The sequence below is a fragment of the Alistipes sp. cv1 genome (assembly GCF_900240235.1).
Taxonomy (GTDB): Bacteria; Bacteroidota; Bacteroidia; order Bacteroidales; family Rikenellaceae; genus Alistipes_A; species Alistipes_A hominis.
The window spans coordinates 129824-146736 of record NZ_OEPW01000007.1 but is presented as its reverse complement, the minus strand read 5'-3'; the positions used below and the strand labels follow the sequence as shown (position 1 = coordinate 146736).

At 55.3% G+C, this 16913-nt stretch carries 14 protein-coding genes; 10 read left to right on the top strand and 4 right to left on the bottom strand.

From position 1 onward, the window contains the following. Positions 1-162: 162 nt before the first annotated feature. The 6 genes from C1A08_RS11475 (at position 163) to C1A08_RS11450 (ending at position 6073) form a co-directional block, all read left to right on the top strand. Positions 163-1452: a glycosyltransferase family 4 protein gene (locus tag C1A08_RS11475; protein WP_316616097.1), complete on the top strand. Its 1290-nt coding sequence runs from the start codon at positions 163-165 to the stop codon at positions 1450-1452. Positions 1453-1477: 25 nt separating this feature from the next. Beyond that, positions 1478-2695 (top strand): glycoside hydrolase family 57 protein, encoded by a 1218-nt coding sequence (locus C1A08_RS11470; protein ID WP_055203018.1) that lies wholly within the window; start codon positions 1478-1480, stop codon positions 2693-2695. Between the two features lie 196 nt (positions 2696-2891). Continuing rightward, positions 2892-4049, top strand: coding sequence for a TlpA disulfide reductase family protein (locus C1A08_RS11465; protein WP_101573595.1), 1158 nt, complete (start codon positions 2892-2894; stop codon positions 4047-4049). Beyond that, the gene (locus C1A08_RS11460) at positions 4049-4795 is read left to right on the top strand and encodes a UDP-2,3-diacylglucosamine diphosphatase (RefSeq protein WP_101573593.1); all 747 of its coding nucleotides are present in this window, start codon (positions 4049-4051) and stop codon (positions 4793-4795) included. The genes C1A08_RS11465 and C1A08_RS11460 overlap by 1 nt, the downstream gene beginning before the upstream one ends. Positions 4796-4799: 4 nt before the next feature. Next, the gene (locus tag C1A08_RS11455) at positions 4800-5594 is read left to right on the top strand and encodes a thymidylate synthase (protein WP_055203022.1); all 795 of its coding nucleotides are present in this window, start codon (positions 4800-4802) and stop codon (positions 5592-5594) included. Then, the gene (locus C1A08_RS11450; RefSeq protein WP_055203025.1) at positions 5591-6073 is read left to right on the top strand and encodes a dihydrofolate reductase; all 483 of its coding nucleotides are present in this window, start codon (positions 5591-5593) and stop codon (positions 6071-6073) included. The genes C1A08_RS11455 and C1A08_RS11450 overlap by 4 nt, the downstream gene beginning before the upstream one ends. Positions 6074-6084: 11 nt before the next feature. Here the strand turns inward: C1A08_RS11450 and C1A08_RS11445 are convergent, their stop codons facing one another. After that, positions 6085-7584 carry a potassium/proton antiporter gene (locus tag C1A08_RS11445; protein ID WP_101573591.1) on the bottom strand — a complete coding sequence of 500 codons (1500 nt, stop codon included), beginning with the start codon at positions 7582-7584 and terminating at the stop codon, positions 6085-6087. A gap of 306 nt (positions 7585-7890) precedes the next feature. Between C1A08_RS11445 and C1A08_RS11440 the strand changes: the two genes are divergently transcribed. After that, positions 7891-8538 carry a DUF4136 domain-containing protein gene (locus tag C1A08_RS11440; protein WP_101573589.1) on the top strand — a complete coding sequence of 216 codons (648 nt, stop codon included), beginning with the start codon at positions 7891-7893 and terminating at the stop codon, positions 8536-8538. A 43-nt stretch (positions 8539-8581) separates the two neighbouring features. Next, entirely contained in the window at positions 8582-9214 is a 633-nt protein-coding gene (locus C1A08_RS11435) for an outer membrane beta-barrel protein (protein WP_101573587.1), read from the top strand. A 92-nt stretch (positions 9215-9306) separates the two neighbouring features. Here the strand turns inward: C1A08_RS11435 and C1A08_RS11430 are convergent, their stop codons facing one another. Beyond that, positions 9307-10620 (bottom strand): UDP-glucose dehydrogenase family protein, encoded by a 1314-nt coding sequence (locus C1A08_RS11430; protein ID WP_101573585.1) that lies wholly within the window; start codon positions 10618-10620, stop codon positions 9307-9309. A 208-nt stretch (positions 10621-10828) separates the two neighbouring features. On the opposite strand from C1A08_RS11430, the gene C1A08_RS11425 reads away from it, so the two are divergent. Both C1A08_RS11425 and C1A08_RS11420 read left to right on the top strand, forming a co-directional pair. Then, the gene (locus C1A08_RS11425; RefSeq protein WP_101573582.1) at positions 10829-11932 is read left to right on the top strand and encodes an MraY family glycosyltransferase; all 1104 of its coding nucleotides are present in this window, start codon (positions 10829-10831) and stop codon (positions 11930-11932) included. 73 nt (positions 11933-12005) lie between these two features. After that, positions 12006-14360, top strand: a complete 2355-nt coding sequence (locus C1A08_RS11420; RefSeq protein WP_257937112.1) for an SLBB domain-containing protein — start codon at positions 12006-12008, stop codon at positions 14358-14360. 160 nt (positions 14361-14520) lie between these two features. On the opposite strand, the gene C1A08_RS11415 is transcribed toward C1A08_RS11420, so the two are convergent. After that, a complete protein-coding gene (locus C1A08_RS11415) occupies positions 14521-15417 on the bottom strand; it encodes a ComEC/Rec2 family competence protein (RefSeq protein ID WP_055203038.1) in 897 nt (298 codons plus the stop codon). Next, entirely contained in the window at positions 15414-16844 is a 1431-nt protein-coding gene (locus C1A08_RS11410) for an MFS transporter (protein WP_101573579.1), read from the bottom strand. The genes C1A08_RS11415 and C1A08_RS11410 overlap by 4 nt, the downstream gene beginning before the upstream one ends. Positions 16845-16913: the final 69 nt, after the last annotated feature.

Sequence of the window (16913 nt, the reverse complement as noted above, 5' to 3'; positions counted from 1 at the left end):
ACGGCAGGTTGTTTGCAAGGGAATTGTTTTTTGAAGGAACGGTTGAGGCCGGCAAACCGGATTTTCCGGAAAATTTCAGAAAAAGCTCCGCTGTTTATGGGTCGGTGTGGAAAAGAGGAAAACGAATTGAATTGATATAAAATAATAAAAACCATAAAGCAGATGAGAGTATTGATGTTCGGATGGGAATTTCCGCCGCATATCGCGGGAGGACTGGGAACCGCATGCTACGGATTGACCCGGGGACTGGCCAAGCACGACGTCGGGGTGATCTTCGTGGTGCCGAAGGCTTACGGGGACGAGGACGGCCGTTTCGTACGGGTCGTCAACGCGAGCGACGTGGAAGTGTCCGCGGACGATACGCGGGAGAAAGAAATTTGGGAGAAGCTGACGTTTATCCATGTGGATTCCAATATGGTGCCCTATGTGTCTCCCGAGGAGTTCGACGATTATTCGAGGCAGTTCCGCGAAACCGGGGAGTTGCCCGGGCGACACGACGTATGGAAAGAGCGTTATGCTTTTTCCGGGAAGTACGGGCCGAACCTGATGGAGGAAGTGGCGCGCTATGCGATGGTCGCCGCGCAGATCGCTCGGGATAGGGCCGGGGAGTTCGATGTGATCCATGCGCACGACTGGCTGACCTACTATGCGGGGATCGCCGCCAAACGGGTGTCCGGCAAGCCGCTGGTAGTACACATGCACGCGACCGAGTTCGATCGTAGCGGCGAGCATGTCAACCAGTCGGTCTATAACATCGAACGGGCCGGCATGGAAGCCGCCGACCGCGTGATCGCCGTGAGCAACCTGACGCGCAACATCGTGATCGAGAAATACGGGATTCCGGCGGACAAAGTCGTGACCGTGCACAATGCGGTGCGTTTCGACAAGCGGGATTCCGGGGAGAGCGAACGGAACGTGGAGGATAAGATCGTGACGTTCCTCGGGAGGATCACCTACCAGAAAGGCCCCGACTATTTCGTCGAGGCGGCGGCCAAAGTGCTCAAACGGTTGCCGAACGTCCGTTTCGTCATGGCGGGCAGCGGCGATATGTTGGTCCATGTGATCCGGCGCGTCGCCAAGCTGGGGATTGCCGACCGGTTCCATTTTACCGGGTTTCTGCGCGGGGACGAAGTGCAAAAGATGTTCGGTATGAGCGATGTGTATGTGATGCCGTCGGTGTCGGAACCGTTCGGAATTTCGCCGCTGGAAGCGATGAAGTCGAACGTCCCGGTGATCATTTCGAAACAGTCGGGAGTGGCCGAAGTGCTCGATTACGCGATCAAGGTCGATTATTGGGATGTGGACGCGATGGCGGACGCGATTTACGGCCTGTTGAAATATCCGTCGCTGGCGGCGATGTCGGCCGAAAAGGGGAAAAGCGAAGTGATTAATCTGAAATGGGACAACGCGGCCGGCGAAGTGCTCGATGTTTACCGCAGTTTGGTCGGATAAGGGACGGACTATAAAATACGAGGTTATGAAAACAATCTGCATCTATTTTCAGGTACATCAGCCGATGAGACTGAAAAAGTACCGTTTTTTCAATATGGGTAAGGACCACGAGTACCTGGACGATTACGCCAATCGTGCGATCATGCAGAAAGTGGCGCGGGAATGCTACCTGCCGATGAACGAGCTGTTAGCCGGACTGATCCGCAAAAACGGCAAAAAGTTCAAAGTCAGTTTTTCGATTTCCGGGATCGCGGTCGAACAGTTCAGGATGTATGCGCCCGAAGTGCTGGACAGCTTCCAGGCGTTGGCGCGTACGGGCTGCGTCGAGTTCTTGGCCGAAACGTATTCGCATTCGCTGGCGGCGCTGGCCGACCGGGACGAATTCGTGGCTCAGGTGAAGCAGCACTGTGCGTTGATGGAGAAGGAATTCGGCGTAAAGCCCACGGCTTTTCGCAATACCGAACTGATCTATTCGGATCATATCGGTGAAGTGGTCGCTTCGATGGGGTTCCGCACGATGTTGGCCGAAGGCGCCAAGCACGTTCTGGGATGGAAAAGTCCGAATTACGTCTATGCCAATGCGATTGACCAGAAGTTGCACCTGCTGCTGCGGAATTTCAAGCTGAGCGACGATATTGCGTTCCGTTTTTCTGACCGGGGATGGTCGCAGTGGCCGCTGACGGCCGAGAAATACGTGAGCTGGCTGAACAATCCGGAACTTCCGGGCGAGGTGATCAACCTGTTTATGGACTACGAGACGTTCGGGGAGCATCAGAAGGCCGACAGCGGGATCTTCGAATTCATGAAACACCTGCCGAATGCAGCGCTGGCGACCGGGTCGCTGAAGTTCGCCACGCCGACCGAGGTATCCAAAAAGTTCCAGCCGGTGGCTATCTTGCACGCTCCCTACCCGATTTCGTGGGCCGACGAGGAGCGGGACATTACGGCCTGGCTCGGCAACGAACTCCAGAACGAAGCGTTCAAAAAACTTTATGCGTTGAAAGATAAGATCCGGGCGATCAATCATCCCGATTTTTACCATGCGTGGAATTTCATGCAGGTGTCGGATCATTTTTATTACATGGCGACGAAATGGTTCTCGGACGGCGACGTTCACAGCTATTTCAACCCGTACGAGTCGCCTTACGAAGCGTTCATCAATTACATGAACGTGCTGAGCGATTTCGAGATCGAGGTCGACCGGAAATATAAGGAAACGATGCAGGAATCGGTTCCCGCCTGACGGGCGGGAACGCTGTTCTGCAAAGCGGGCCGGGTTTCGAAACCCGGCCCGCTTTGTTTCGGAGATACTATAAATGCCGGGAAAATCGTTTTATATTGTGAGAAAATTAATCTATTTTTGTAACTTTAAAAAAGTCACGGGTTTCGTGCTTCGGCCCGGCCGTGACGACCGTATTGATAATACGAGAGGAAACTGTATGAAAAAGATTCTTTCGGTCATTACCCTGACCGTGTTGATCGCATCTTGCGGACAGGATCGCAAAGCGCGTGTCCAGGGCTCTTTCTCGGGACTGTCTCACGATACCGTGTTGCTGGAAATGGTTACGACGCAGGGACGCCGGATCGTGGATTCGACCGTTATCGACCAAGGGGGCGATTTCCGTTTTCGGGTGAAGCTGCCCGAGAAAGGCCCCGTATTTTACAACCTGCTTTGCGACGGCAGTGCGATTCCGCTGATCGTGACGCCCGGAGACCGGATCGAGGTCAACTCGCTGTGCGACCTGGCCCGGAACTACACGGTCGAAGGCTCCGAGGAGTCGCAGTTGCTCAAGCAGTTCAATACGCAGTACGGCAACGGCGTCGCGACGCTCGATTCGTTGTCGAAGATTTACCGGAATACGCCCGTGGTGGCGGATACCGAAAAGCGGCGGAAAAACCTGCTGGATCAGTACCTGGCGGAGTATTACCGGATCAAGCGCGAGCACATCGCTTTCATTATGGCCCATCCTTCGTCGATGGCTGCCGTTTATGCGCTGTACCAACGGTTGCCGGACGACCCGTGGCTGTTCAATGAAAAAACCGATCTGATCTATTACCGGATCGTCGCGGATTCGTCGTCGGTGCGCTATCCCGATGCTTCGCGCGTGAAGGTGCTTCAAAAAGAGATCGAAGAGCGGAAAAAGGTGCTCGAACTGGCCGACCGGATACAGAACCAGTCGGGGAACGCGCTGAATTATCCGGAAATCGACTTGCAGGATGTGTACGGCAAGGATCAGAAGTTGTCTTCGCTGGACGGAAAAACAATCCTCGTCAGTTTCTGGTCGACCCGGGATTCCCGCTATCCGGTGCAAAACGCCGAAATGAGGGAGCTGTATAAAACTTATAAAGACCGAGGACTGGCCATCTATCAGGTATCGCTGGACGACGAGAAAGCCGACTGGGTGACGGTGGTGCAGGATCAGAAGCTCCCGTGGATCAACGTGTTCGATCCGCGCGGCACGGGCGGTATCGCGGCCATGAGCTATAACGTCCAGGCCGTGCCGTCGAACGTGCTGATCAGTTCCGACGGTGCGATCGTGGCTCGTAACCTTTTCGGGGATCAACTGAAAAATAAAGTCGCCGAACTGGTCAGGTAATGTACTATTTCGCATCGGATATCCATTTGGGCCTCAAGGTGGGGCAGACGCACGCTACGCGCGAGCGGTTGTTCGTCCGCTGGCTCGACGAAGTGTCTGCGGATGCCGAGGCGATTTTTCTGGTGGGCGATGTTTTCGATTTCTGGTACGAGTATCGGCGCGTCGTGCCGAAAGGGTTCACGCGGCTGCTGGGAAAACTGTCGGAACTGACCGACCGAGGGGTCGCCGTCCATTTTTTTCCCGGTAACCACGACCTCTGGGCGTTCGACTACTTGCAGACCGAGTGCGGGGTGGTACTGCACCGAGCCGATTACGAAATTCTCGCGTTGGCCGGGAAACGGGTTTTCATCGGACACGGCGATGTGTTCGGTAAGCGGGGGCGCGGGGGACGGCTGCTGAGCCGGGTGTTTCGCAGCCGGGCGATCCAGTGGGTTTTCTCGACATTCGTCCATCCGAATGCGGCGATGCGTTTCGGCCATTGGTGGAGCGGTTCGAACCGTAAGGCGAAACCGATCCGGCATGCGTTCCGCGGCGCAGAAGAGCCGATCGTGCGTTTCGCCTCCGATTTCCTGAAAGAACATCCGGGGATCGACCTGTTCGTTTGCGGGCATATTCATTGCGCGGAGATCGTTCCGCTCGCGGGCGGCAGCCGGATCGCATTCCTCGGCGAGTGGATCGACCGCCCCACTTACGGCAAACTGGATCAAAACGGATTTACGCTGAACAGCTATCCGACAACATCATAACGACATGCAACAATATCTCGACCTGCTCCGCCATATCAAGACCTGCGGCACCGTGAAAGGTGACCGCACGGGTACCGGTACGATCAGCACGTTCGGCTATCAGATGCGTTTCGACCTCGGAGCGGGGTTTCCGGCGCTGACGACCAAAAAGCTGCACTTGCGTTCGATTATTCATGAGCTGCTGTGGTTCCTGCGCGGCGATACCAACATCCGCTATCTGCACGACAACAACGTGACGATTTGGGACGAATGGGCCGATGCCAACGGCGACCTCGGACCTATTTACGGATACCAGTGGCGCAGTTGGCCCGCGCCGGACGGCAGCCATATCGACCAGATCGCGCAGGTGGTCGACCAGATCCGCAGCAATCCGGACTCGCGCCGGCTGATCGTCAGCGCGTGGAACGTGGCCGAGATCGATAGGATGGCGCTGCCGCCGTGCCATGCGCTGTTCCAGTTCTACGTGGCGGACGGCAAACTCTCCTGTCAGCTTTACCAGCGCAGCGCGGACGTTTTTCTCGGCGTGCCGTTCAATATCGCTTCGTATGCGCTGTTGACGATGATGATCGCGCAGGCGACCGGCCTGCGGCCCGGCGAGTTCGTGCATACGCTCGGCGATGCGCACATCTACCTGAATCATACCGAACAGGTCGACCTGCAACTGGCGCGCACGCCGCGACCGTTGCCGGTGATGAAGATCAACCCCGACGTCAAATCGGTCTTCGACTTCCGCTACGAGGATTTTTCGCTCGAAGGCTACGATCCCTGGCCGTCTATTAAAGCGCCGATCGCCGTATGATCTCGATTATCGTGGCCGTAGCGCGCAACGGGGTGATCGGGGATCGCAACCGGCTGATCTGGCATATTTCGGAAGATTTACGCCGGTTCAAGGCGATTACTACCGGGCATCCGGTGATTATGGGACGCAAGACTTTCGAATCGCTCGGGCGTCCGCTGCCGAACCGGATCAACGTCGTGGTGACCCGGCAGACCGGTTACCGCGCCGAAGGGTGCGTCGTCGCCGGTTCGTTGGAGGATGCGATCCGGCGTTTCGATCCGTCCGAAGAGATTTTCGTGATCGGCGGCGCGCAGATTTATGCCCAGGCGTTGCCGCTGGCCGACCGCTTTTACCTGACGCGGGTGGAGGCCGATTACGAAGGCGATACCCTTTTCCCGGCGTGGAATCCGGCCGATTGGACGCCGGTACGCGAGGAACGTCGCGAACGCGGCGAAAAGTTCGAACATCCTTTCGTTTTTTTGGATTACGTCCGCCGTTAGGTTTCCGGCATTCAGGATGCCGGTTCGGACGGAGTATTGGAATCCGGGACTTCCGTGTCCGGATTTTTTTTGCTGTGCGAAATGATCATCAGCTTGTCGTTCAGATAAAGCTTGCTGCGTCCGTTCGGAATAAAGAAGGTGTCGTCGCGCTTGACGGTCACGACCAGTTCGTCGTCCGGCAGCGGCAGGTCCATCAGCCGGTCGCCTTTGACCAGCATGTCGGCGGTCACGTCGATTTCGGACAGGGTGGATTTGATCTCCGCCGGCAGTTCTTCGAAGTTGAATTTCCGGCTTTTGGAAGCCGTGTCGTCCGTCAGTTTCAGTTTTTTAGCCATGAAGTTCACCGTCGTGCCCTGTACGACCAGCGAGACGATCGTGATGAAGAATACGATGTTGAAGATCAGCGATGCGTTTTCGATACCCGCCGTGAGCGGATAAGTGGCGAAAATGATCGGTACGGCGCCGCGCAGACCGACCCACGACACGTAGGATTTGGCGCGGGTACTCATTTTGCGGAACGGAAGCAGGCATAGGAATACGGTCGCCGGGCGGGCCAGGAAGATCATTACGACCGAGATCAGCAGCCCGATCGCCATTACCGGGATCAGTTCTTTCGGATTGACGAGCAGTCCGAGCGTGAGGAACATGACCAACTGCGAAAGCCAGGCGATGACGTCGAAAAAGGTCGCTGTGCTGCGATGATGCGGCATTTTGTTGTTGCCGACGACCAGCCCGGCGATGTAAACGGCCAAATAGCCGTTGCCCTGAATCAGATTCGTGAACGAAAAGATAAAGAAGACGCAGGCCAGCAGCAACACGGGGTAAAAGGAGCGGTTGTCGATGTTCAGCCGGTTGATCAGCAGCAACGAGATGCGTCCGAGCACGTATCCGGCGACGGCCCCGATCGAGATCTGCAACAGCAGGATCGAAACCGACTCGCCGAAACTCATTTCGCCGACCTGGATGATCTGGATGAACAGGATCGTCAGGATGTTGGCCATCGGGTCGTTGCTGCCGCTTTCGAATTCCAGCAGCGGACGCATGTTCTCTTTGAGTTTCAGTCCTTTCGATCGCAATATCGAGAATACCGAGGCCGAATCGGTCGACGACATTACGGCGGCCAGCAGCAGCGATTCGTAAAGCGTCAGCGAAAAACTCGGGAAAAGGTAATCCGTAATCAAGTAGATGGCTCCTCCGGTGATGGCGGTGGTCAGCATGACGCCCAACGTAGCGAGGATGATTCCCTGTCCGAGAACCGGGCGGATCTCTTTGAACTTGGTGTCCATGCCCCCGGAAAACAGAATGACGCTCAGTGCGATCATTCCGATGAACTGGGCGATCGTCGGGCTGTTGAACTGGATGCCTACGCCGTCGCTGCCGAATGCCATCCCCACGCCGAGAAAAAGTAGCAACATCGGCACGCCGAACTTGTAACCGGCTTTTCCCGCGACAATACTCACAAACAATAAAACCGCTCCCACCAACAGGATATTCCCGGCATCCAGCACCATCTTTCTCGAAAGTTAGAATAATTATAGAAAACGTCTCATCTGCTCAAAGATACGAATTTTTGTCGTGCATCGCAAGATTTATGCCTTAAGAAAGTCTTTTCGGAACAAAATAAAGATTTATCGGGGAGCGGTTTCGGGAATGAAAAAACATCGCGTTCGGGCGCAAAAGCAGGAAGTTCGGGAGGAGATTTGCCGCCGGTCGGCGCGGTTTCGGCAGACGGGGCGAAAGTAGTGTGGAACGGATTTTGAAATAGATTCGGTCGTAGTATTTATAGAATTCGAAAACCTTATTAAATAGCAAAGAGTATGAAAAAATTAATTTACGTTTTGATTGCCGTTTTTGCACTGACCTCTTGTCGGGAGGATCCGGATCTGGGAGATCTGAGCAGTGATTTTCTGGTGTTTACCAATTACGACGGCAAGGCGGATTTCAACCGTTTCACCCGTTATTATATGCCCGACAGCGTGATGGTGATCGGCGATACGAAAGATCCGGAATACTGGACGGGCAGCAAGGCCGCCGATATCCTGAAAGCCTATGAGGATAACATGCAGGCCTGCGGTTATGTCCGTACGGACGATAAATCGGAAGCCGACGTCGGTTTGCAGATCAGCTACGTGCAGAGCGTCGCCTATTTCGTGGATTACCGCAATCCTTATTGGTGGAACGAATATCCCGGTTATTGGCTTCCCGGCTACTGGGGCGATTGGGGATACTGGTATTACCCTTATCCGGTCGTGTACAGTTACAGCGTCGGTTCGCTGCTGACCGAGATGGTCGACCTGAGTACGTCGCCCAGCGCCGACCGAAAACTGACCGTCGTCTGGAACAGCTTCCTGAGCGGATTGCTGAGCGGATCGGACGCGTTCAACATGGAACTGACCGTAAGGGCTATCAATCAGTCGTTCGTGCAGTCCCCCTATCTGGTCAGAAGTGCCGCAGTCGGGGAATAAGTTCCGTTTCAACCCATGTAGAATTTAAAAACAGCAGAATATCATGAAAAACATAAAAAGCAAATTAACGGGATGGGCAGCGGTTGCCGTTGCGGCGTTGTTGCTGCCGTCCGTCGGTCGTGCTCAGGGCAACGACAACATCTATCTGAATATCGACTGGCAGTACAACGTGCCGCTCGGAGCCAGCTTCGCCGATAAATCGAGCGGCTGGGGAATGAACTTCGAGGGCGGTTATTATTTCCCGAATAATTTCGGCGTGGGTGCGTTCATCGCTTACCATACCAACAACGAGTACATTCCGAGGCAGACTTTTCCGGTCGGCGAGACTTCGACGGTGACTACCGATCAGCAGCATTCGGTCTTCCAGTTGCCGTTCGGCGCCACCGGACGTTATCGTTTCTTGCAGACGAACGTGCTGGAACCTTACGTAGCCCTGAAACTCGGCGCCAATTACGCGCGCATTTCTTCCAACTTCTACATATTGGAAGCCTATGAAAAGACGTGGGGATTCTATATGTCGCCGGAAATCGGTCTGAACGTTCGCCCGTTCGGGGCATCCGGCTTCGGGTTTCACTTCGCTCTTTATTATAGCTATGCGACCAACAGCGGGACGGTGTTGAAATACAAGACCGACCAGTTGAATAATTTCGGTTTCCGGATCGGCGTGGGATTCTGACGACCGTCAAAAATATGAATCCGGCGGAGTCTTGAACAGACTCCGCCGTTTTTTTGTCCGGAACTGCAGCCGGGAAACGGGGCCGCCTCGGATCAGCCCCCGATGTAGTGGTAGACGATCGACGTGCCGTCGAATTCGTGTTTGTCGTAAATGTTGCGGCCGTCGAACAGCGCCGGACAGCGCATCGTCCGTTCGATGACCGGCCAGGACGGTATCCGGAATTCTTTCCATTCGGTGACCAGAAGCAGGGCGTCCGCATCGACGACCGCTTCGTACATGTCCTTCGCATAGGCGACTTTGTCTCCGACGACGCGGCGGCATTCGTCCATCGCTACCGGGTCGTATACGGTGATCCGGCCGCCGGCCCGGAGGATCAGGTCGATCAGCACCAGCGACGGAGCTTCGCGGATGTCGTCCGTCTGCGGTTTGAAGGCGACGCCCCACATCGCGATCCGCTTGCCGGTCAGATCGCCGCCGAAATAACGCATCAACTTGTCGAACAGCACGCGTTTCTGCTGCTGGTTGACGCTTTCGACCGCGTGGAGCACCTGCATCCGGTATCCGCGCTGTTCTGCCGTATGAATCAGCGCCTTGACGTCTTTCGGGAAGCAGGACCCCCCATAACCGCAGCCCGGATAGAGGAATTTGCTGCCGATTCGCGGATCGCTGCCGATCCCTTTGCGAACCATGTGGATGTCGGCTCCGACCAGTTCGCACAGGTTGGCGATGTCGTTGATGAAGCTGATCCGCGTAGCCAACATGCAGTTGGCCGCGTATTTGGTCATTTCTGCGGACGGGATGTCCATGAAGATCACACGGAAGTTGTTCAGCAGGAAAGGCCGGTAGAGCCGGGTCATCAGTTTGCGGGCCCGTTCGCTGTCGATTCCTACGATCACGCGGTCGGGACTCATGAAATCTTTGATGGCATTTCCCTCTTTCAGAAATTCCGGATTGGAAGCCACGTCGAACGGGACTTCGATCCCGCGTGCCGCCAGTTCCCGTTCGACCGTTTCCCTGACCTTCGCGGCGGTGCCTACCGGTACCGTGCTTTTGGTGACCAGCAGCGTATACTTCGAAACGCTCGCCCCGAACGTTTTCGCGACGTCGAGCACATGGCTCAGATCCGCCCCCCCGTCTTCGTCCGGCGGCGTGCCGACCGCGATGAAGACGACGTCGACGCTGTTGACGACCACGCCCAAATCGGTTCCGAACGACAGGCGTCCCGCCCGCATGTTTTTTTGGATCAGCGTGTCCAGTTCCGGTTCGTAGATCGGAACCTTTCCGTTTTGCAGGCGTTCGATCTTCTCCGGATTCGTATCTATGCAGGTGACTTTGATCCCCATTTCCGCGAAGCAGGTGCCCGATACCAATCCGACGTACCCGCTGCCGACAATCGCAATTCTCATTGATTTACAGTTTTTGAAAAGCAGGGTTCCCCGTATTCCTGCTCCGGCTCAATACAAGCGGTGAAAATAACGTTTTATTTTATAAAAACAGGGTTTTATCGTTGAAAAATGACGTTTTCGGCCGAAACGAATAAAAATGGAATGCAGACCGGCAGAATGTCAAACATAATTCGTATTTTTGCAAGGCTTTGTTTCTACTGAATACGCAATGTTGAAATTGTTTGTCATAGCTACGTTTCTGATTTCGGCTCTGGTCGGACGTTTGACGATTCCGAAAATCATCCTGATCGCTAAAAAAAAGAAGCTTTTCGATGAGTTTTCCGAACGTAAGCTCCATCATACGAATATTCCCCGTTTGGGCGGCGTCGCTTTCTTCCCGGCTTTCCTGTTCTCGGTTTCGCTGATGATGGGACTGCGGTACTATCTGGGTTACGATATCACGGCGACCGCGCTGGAAACGGATGTTTTCCGCGAGATCATGTTCCTGATAGCGGGGTCCACGTTCATTTTTTTCACCGGACTGTCGGACGATCTGTCGGGCGTGTCGTACAAAAGCAAGTTCGTGATGCAGATCGCGGTGGCTATTCTGCTGATTTTCGGCGGGATAGGAATCGAGAACTTGGGCGGTCTTTTCGGACTGTATCAGATCCCGGTATGGGCGGGCTGTATCCTGACGGTGTTGGTGGTGGTTTTGCTGGTCAATGCGTATAACCTGATCGACGGGATCGACGGCCTTTGTTCGGGGCTTGCCCTGCTCGCCCTGGGGACGCTGGGCGGATGGTTCTGCTGGAACGAACTGTATGTTTACGGCATGATGACGATGGGGATCGCCGGCGTGGTGAGCGTCTTTTTCTTTTACAACGTGTCGGGAAAGCGGATGAAAATATTCATGGGGGATACCGGGTCGCTGACGCTGGGCTACCTGATCGCTTTTTTCGGGTTGGAATTCTACAACATGAATATCAATACCGATATGTTTCACATACGGTCGGCTCCGGCCGTATTCCTGGGGATGGTGTTTATCCCGGCCTTCGATACGCTTCGCGTTTTTTGCGTGCGGATCAAGGCGGGGCTCTCCCCGTTTTACCCCGACAAGAGACATATTCATCATAAAATGCTGCGGATCGGGCTGACTCATTTCCGCAGCGCGATGGTGATTATCGCTTTGCAGGCCGGTTTTATTTTGTTGAACATCTTGTTGAAAGATTTGAATATCAATTTGCTCTTTGCGATCGATATCGTGCTGGGCATTTTGTTGATTCGCTTGCTGGACATACTGGGCAATCGCAAAACAAATCCGACCGGGAAGTGAGCGGATAATAGAATCAGGGCAGTTGCGTTTTACTAATCCGAACCGTTTTTTTGATAAAATTATAATATTTCATATGAATTCGACACGTAAATCAGGTTATGCTTTACTCATAGGGGCCTTGTTGATGCTAACGGGCGCGTCGGGCCAGGTGGTCGTTACGCCGGGAATGGTGCAGCAGGCGAAAGCGATGGGAGCTTCGGACGCCCAGATCAATGCGGCGATGCATGCGACTTCTCCCTCTTCTTCTCAATCTTCCCGAGCGGATACGTCCGCGGACACGGGCGGGAACGAAGTGCGACGGGAAGCTTCCGCCGATCAGCGGCAGGCATCGGAGGATAAGACTGCCGTTCAGCGCCGTTCGGTCGATTCCCTCACCCGGAATACCGTTTTCGGACAGGAGATATTTTCGACGAAGAACCTGACTTTCGCGCCGAGTTACAACATGGCTACTCCGCCCAGTTACGTGCTGGGGCCCGGCGACGAGGTGATCATCGAAGTCTGGGGCGAGGCGGAATCGCGCGTACAGGAGAAAATTTCCCCGGAAGGCAGTATCAGCATCCAGGGGGTCGGCCCGATCAATTTGGCCGGATTGACGGTTGCCGAAGCCCAAAAAAGGGTCGAATCCCGGATTCACGAGATCATGAACGGACAGGTGAAGGTGTCGCTGGGGCAGATTCGCAGCATCAAGGTCAATATTTCCGGGGAGGTCGTTACTCCGGGGACTTATACGCTGCCTTCGCTGGCGACGCTGTTCAATGCGATCTATTCGGCCGGCGGGGTCAACGGGATCGGGTCGCTCCGGCATATTCAGGTTTTCCGGAACAGCAAGCAAATCGCCGATCTGGATGTGTACGACTACCTGATCAACGGGAAATACGAGACGAATATCCGGCTGGAAGACAACGATATGATCATCGTGCCGCCTTATGACAACCACGTGACGATCGGGGGAAAGATCAAGCGGGAGCGTATTTACGACATGAAAGACGGCGAGACGCTGGCCCGGCTGATCGATTTCGGGGGTGGTTTTACCGGGGATGCTTACAGCGACAACGTGACGGTGCACCGCAAGAGCGGCCGGATGCTGACCATTCTGACGGTGGATAAAGCCGATTTCGGGACGTTCGAGCTGTTGGACGGCGATAGCGTGAGCATCGGGAAGGTGCTGCCGATGTATGCGAACATGGTTGCGATCGAAGGAGCCGTATGGCGTCCGGGCGAGTACGAATTTTCCGAAAAAATCGCGACATTGTCGCAGTTGATCGCAAAAGCCGAAGGGTTGAAGGGCAGCGAGTTCGCCTCGCGGGGACAGATCACCCGGGTGGATATGGCGAACAATTATACGGTGATCCCGTTCGACGTTCGGGAGATCGTCGGCGGACAGACGGACATCGCGCTGCAAAACCTGGATCGGGTTTACATTCCGAATATCTACGATTTGCGGGAAGAATATACGGTTACGGTGAAGGGAGAGGTCAACAACCCGCATACGTTTACTTTCCGCAAGGGGATGACCGTGGAAGACGTCGTCCTGATCTGCGGCGGTTTGCGGGAATCGGCCTCGCTGGCCAAGATCGAGGTGGCCCGCCGGATCAAGGATCCCCAATCGACTTCCTATTCGCCTAAAATCGCGGAAAATTATTCTTTCGAGATATCGGAAGATTTGAAGATCGCGCCGGAAGACAGCCGGTTTCTGATCGAGCCGTTCGACGAGATCTATATCCGCCGGTCTCCGGGATATTCCGAGCAGCAAAGCGTGGCGATTACCGGCGAAATACTTTTCGGCGGCGAGTATGTGCTCGCTTCGGCCGGGGAACGGCTGTCCGATATCATCAAGAAAGCGGGTGGTTTTACGCCGGAAGCTTATGTCGTCGGGGCGAGCGTGCAGCGGCGGCTGACTGCCGACGACCGCGCCAAAGTCGCAGCCGTGATGGCGATTGCCAATACGAACAAGGGGAAGGATTCCGTATCGACGCAGTCCGTCGAGATTCCCGATTATTATCCGGTGGGGATCGACGTAATGGCGGCCGTTAAGAATCCGGGTTCTAACGACGATATCATCCTGCAGGACGGCGACCGCATCTTTATTCCGAAATTCAATAGTACGGTGCGCGTGTCGGGAGCCGTGTTGTACCAGAATACCGTCGTGTACGACCGGTCGAAAGTGAAGGATTATATTTATCAGGCCGGCGGTTACAAGCAGGAGGCGCGCAGGCGTCCTTTCGTCGTCTACATGAACGGCAAAGTGGCGGCTACCCGCGGCGGATTCCTCTGCAAGCGTTATCCGAAAGTGGAGCCCGGCTGTCAAGTGATCGTTCCGATGAAACAGGAGCGCAAGGGGAACGGGCTGGCTAACGTGATGGGAATGATGTCCTCGACGGCGTCTCTGGCGGCGATGGTTGCTTCGATCATCAACCTGAGCAAGTAAAAGTTGCGATATAAATTCAGAAAGGGAACCGGAATTAGAAAATTCCGGTTCCCTTTTTTGATTGGTGTTGTTTCGGTTCCGGGATTGGCCGGACGGCAAATCCCCGGAATCTGAAGGATAAGATTCCGGGGACTTTAAAAAATGCCGTTTTTGGGTTCGGTTACCCGAGTTTGAACAGTCCCAGACAGCTGACGTGGTGCTCTTTGATTCCCTTTTCATCCATCCAGCGGCGGGTGTCGATCGTTTTCAGCGGGCCGGTGTTGAAACCTTTCCCCTGGTCGTTGTTCCATACCCAAGTCGGCGTGGGCCAGAGGCAGGCTTTGAAATCGATCGTTTTGTAGAAGTTTTCGTCGCAACCCTGCTGCCCGTGATGGGCCATTTGCAGGTAGTCGCAGTCGAGGTCTTTGCGGTAGGGGCCGTTCAGCGCTTTGTTGCCGCACTCGACGCCGGCATCGCCGAGGAATACGAGCGATTTGGCTTTGTCCCACACGCGGATGATCATGCTGGAATTGTTATAGGGGTTCGTGCGGAACTCTTCGTTGGTCACTCCCAGGATCTTGAAATTCAGGCCGTCGATCTGTCCGGTCAGCCCCGGTTCGGTCTGGTTCGCCACCTCGATGCCCGATTTGTCCAGCGCTTCGTAATAGTCCAGCGCATATTGTTGATAGGGGGCCTCGCAGGCGAGCAGCGAGTCGGAGAAACGGGAGTGGTATACCTTATTGATTTTCATGCCGTCGGGTTTTTGCAGGATCTTGGTCAGCGCGCCGACGTGGTCGTTGTGCGGATGCGACGTGAACCATGCTTCCACTTCGTTGCCGAGTGCGGCGATGAATCCCCGCAGGAAAAGCGTTTCGTCGTTCATTCCGCCGTCCATGACGACGACGCGCCCTTTGTCCGTCAGAAAAACGAACGAATTTCCGATCGTGTCTACCTGAGAAGGAAGTTGCCAGAGGGTAAAACCCGATTTGCCGGTTCCTTTTCCCCATAAATCGAGCGGCGCTACCGCCGCTGCGGCGCCTCCGACCAGTGTGACGCGTAAAAAATCTCTTCTTTTCATGGTATTTGAGTTTTAGTGGTTGAGTTCGTTTGCAATTCGTCGTTCGGTTTTTCAAGTCCGTATCCTTTGCGGGCGTCTTCACGGCGCAGCAGCAGCGCGAAGACGATCGATAGCGCCCCGAATCCGGCGAAGATCAGCATCGGCAGCGTGTAGTCGTAGCGCGTGGATACCACGCCGTCGATCACGACGGTGCCGGCGATGCAATGGTTCTTGAGCACGACGCCGATCAACAGCGGGACGAAGGCCAGGCCCCAGTTCTGTATCCAGAAAATCATCGAATAGGAGGTGCCCAGCATCCGGTACGGGACGATTTTCGTCACCGAAGGCCACATGGCCGACGGCACCAGCGAAAGGGCGGCTCCGAGTACCAGTACCAGCACGACGGCCATCCAGTTTGCCGTGAGCGCCGGGATTGCGAACAGAGTGTATACGCAGACCAGCAGCGCCGAGCCGATCAGCATGATCGTAGCCCCGTGTCCCCGTCGGTCGTAAATACTGCCGAACAACGGGGTGAGCAAGATGTTTCCGAACGGCAGCAGGGCCGGTATCGCGCCTGCGAATCCGGGCGATACGTGGAATTTCTGGATCATCAGTTCGGTGGCGTATTTCAGGAACGGGAAAACGGCCGAATAAAACAGCACGCAAAGGATCGTAATGTACCAGAAAGCTTTGATTTTCGCTATTTTGACGATGTCGGACAGTTTGAATTCTTCCTCTTTTTCCGTGCCGGGGAGCGTTTCCGTTTCCCGGTCTTCCCGCCGGTCCAGCACGCAGAAAACCAGGAAGCTCAGCAGACCGATGCAAAGCAGCAACAGGCATACGGCGAGCGGAGCGCCCGGATTGCCCGTCATCCGAGCCAGCGGCAGCGACCCGAACATCGCGATCGCGGTTCCGATTCGTCCCGCCGCTACGTTGATGCCGAGGGCCAGCGCGAGCGACCGTCCGCGGAACCATTTGACGACCGCTTTATTGGCCGTAATGCCGATCATTTCGACGCCGACGCCGAAAACGGCGAATCCGAGCGTCGCGTACAGCACCTGCGATTTGACCGAGAAAAGCGAATGCCCTCCGATCGAAAACGACGAGACCGCTCCGCCGAGGTCGGCGGTGATTGCCCAGTATTTCAGCAGGGTGCCCCCGATCATCAGCCCGACCGACAGGACGCCGGCGTAACGGATGCCTTTTTTGTCGAGGATCATACCGCCGAAAATCAGCATCAGCAGGAAGATGTTGAGCCAGCCGTAACCGCTCGTGAACAGCCCGTAGTCGGAGCTGTCCCATCCGAGCTGCTGTTCGAGCAGGGTTTTCAGCGGCGCCATGACGTCGGCGATGACGTAGCCGGTCAGCATCGTGAACGATACCAGTCCCAGTACCGTCCAGCGCAGGACGGGCGACGCGGCCGTTTTTTTCCGTATGATCTCTTTCATCGGATCGGTTTGCTGTTAGTCTTTTTCCGTCGATCCGGAAGCGGCGCGTTCGCTGCCGGTGTCGTCGTA

Coding starts and splice junctions, on each gene's coding strand:
- C1A08_RS11435 (WP_101573587.1), top strand. CDS start 8,582: ATGAAAAACATAAAAAGCAAATTAACGGGATGGGCAGCGGTTGCCGTT.
- C1A08_RS11430 (WP_101573585.1), bottom strand. CDS start 10,620: ATGAGAATTGCGATTGTCGGCAGCGGGTACGTCGGATTGGTATCGGGC.
- C1A08_RS11450 (WP_055203025.1), top strand. CDS start 5,591: ATGATCTCGATTATCGTGGCCGTAGCGCGCAACGGGGTGATCGGGGAT.
- C1A08_RS11475 (WP_316616097.1), top strand. CDS start 163: ATGAGAGTATTGATGTTCGGATGGGAATTTCCGCCGCATATCGCGGGA.
- C1A08_RS11425 (WP_101573582.1), top strand. CDS start 10,829: ATGTTGAAATTGTTTGTCATAGCTACGTTTCTGATTTCGGCTCTGGTC.
- C1A08_RS11465 (WP_101573595.1), top strand. CDS start 2,892: ATGAAAAAGATTCTTTCGGTCATTACCCTGACCGTGTTGATCGCATCT.
- C1A08_RS11460 (WP_101573593.1), top strand. CDS start 4,049: ATGTACTATTTCGCATCGGATATCCATTTGGGCCTCAAGGTGGGGCAG.
- C1A08_RS11445 (WP_101573591.1), bottom strand. CDS start 7,584: ATGGTGCTGGATGCCGGGAATATCCTGTTGGTGGGAGCGGTTTTATTG.
- C1A08_RS11415 (WP_055203038.1), bottom strand. CDS start 15,417: ATGAAAAGAAGAGATTTTTTACGCGTCACACTGGTCGGAGGCGCCGCA.
- C1A08_RS11470 (WP_055203018.1), top strand. CDS start 1,478: ATGAAAACAATCTGCATCTATTTTCAGGTACATCAGCCGATGAGACTG.
- C1A08_RS11420 (WP_257937112.1), top strand. CDS start 12,006: ATGAATTCGACACGTAAATCAGGTTATGCTTTACTCATAGGGGCCTTG.
- C1A08_RS11455 (WP_055203022.1), top strand. CDS start 4,800: ATGCAACAATATCTCGACCTGCTCCGCCATATCAAGACCTGCGGCACC.
- C1A08_RS11440 (WP_101573589.1), top strand. CDS start 7,891: ATGAAAAAATTAATTTACGTTTTGATTGCCGTTTTTGCACTGACCTCT.
- C1A08_RS11410 (WP_101573579.1), bottom strand. CDS start 16,844: ATGAAAGAGATCATACGGAAAAAAACGGCCGCGTCGCCCGTCCTGCGC.